At 39.2% G+C, this 916-nt stretch carries 1 protein-coding gene, 1 tRNA gene and 1 pseudogene; all 3 read left to right on the top strand.

What is annotated here, in order from left to right; genetic code table 11:
- Positions 1 to 132: pseudogene (locus HZY94_RS00595) on the top strand (IS30 family transposase); the annotation flags it as partial.
- A gap of 178 nt (positions 133 to 310) precedes the next feature.
- Positions 311 to 658, top strand: coding sequence for a 50S ribosomal protein L19 (gene rplS / locus HZY94_RS00590; protein ID WP_160332582.1), 348 nt, complete (start codon positions 311 to 313; stop codon positions 656 to 658).
- A 34-nt stretch (positions 659 to 692) separates the two neighbouring features.
- A tRNA-Arg gene (locus HZY94_RS00585) sits at positions 693 to 764 on the top strand.
- Positions 765 to 916: the final 152 nt, after the last annotated feature.

Here is a 916-nt window from a genome sequence, read left to right as displayed (position 1 = left end):
TGCACTCTGTTACCAAAAGGGACCAAAGAAACAACTCCCAAAGAAGTCGCTTTTATTGAAAATTGGATAAACAATTATCCTAAAAAATGTTTGGACTACAAGTCACCAAAGGAATTTCTTAGTGGTGGCTAATTTCAACTTGAAATTTAGCATAGTATACCAAAGATTAAAAAATCTTCAAGTTATTCGTATTTCCCTTTACTTTTGGCAAAAAAACTGATAAGATATTCCCTGTGTGTGATGGACACGCAAAAATAAACGGCTAATCCGCTGCTCCCTCGCGTTTATGATTAGCAAGATAGGAGAAAACATGAATCCATTAATTCAAAGCTTGACTGAAGGTCAACTACGTACTGACATCCCTGAGTTCCGCCCTGGTGACACTGTTCGCGTTCACGCAAAAGTTGTCGAAGGAAACCGCGAACGTGTTCAGCTCTTCGAAGGAGTTGTTATCGCTCGTAAAGGTCAAGGAATCTCTGAAAACTACACTGTTCGTAAAATCTCTAACGGTGTTGGTGTTGAGCGTATCTTCCCACTTCACACTCCACGTGTTGAAAAAATCGAAGTTGTACGCTACGGTAAAGTACGTCGTGCGAAATTGTACTACCTACGTGCCCTACAAGGTAAAGCTGCACGTATCAAAGAAATCCGTCGTTAAGAGGATTACCAAGGAGCCTCGGCTCCTTTTCTTTGTTCCCTTAGTTAAATGGATATAACAACTCCCTCCTAAGGAGTCGTTGCAGGTTCGATTCCTGCAGGGGACATTGTTTAATAAATTCAAGAAAATATTAATACTCATTCAAATTCAAAATCTGAAAAAATCCATTCTCTATGGACAATAGATTTAAGGTCAGACCAATGCAAACTTTGAATCACTTCTTGTAGTTTATCAATCACGTCCTCAAGTGTTTTAAAG

It is taken from the genome of Streptococcus danieliae, from assembly GCF_013415245.1.
GTDB classification, from domain to species: Bacteria; Bacillota; Bacilli; order Lactobacillales; family Streptococcaceae; genus Streptococcus; species Streptococcus danieliae_A.
Note: the sequence above shows the minus strand (reverse complement) of the source record. Positions and strands in the feature narration are given on the sequence as shown.

What these genes read in the sequence shown, in the direction of transcription:
- rplS (WP_160332582.1), top strand. Translation starts at nt 311, where the DNA reads ATGAATCCATTAATTCAAAGCTTGACTGAAGGTCAACTACGTACTGAC.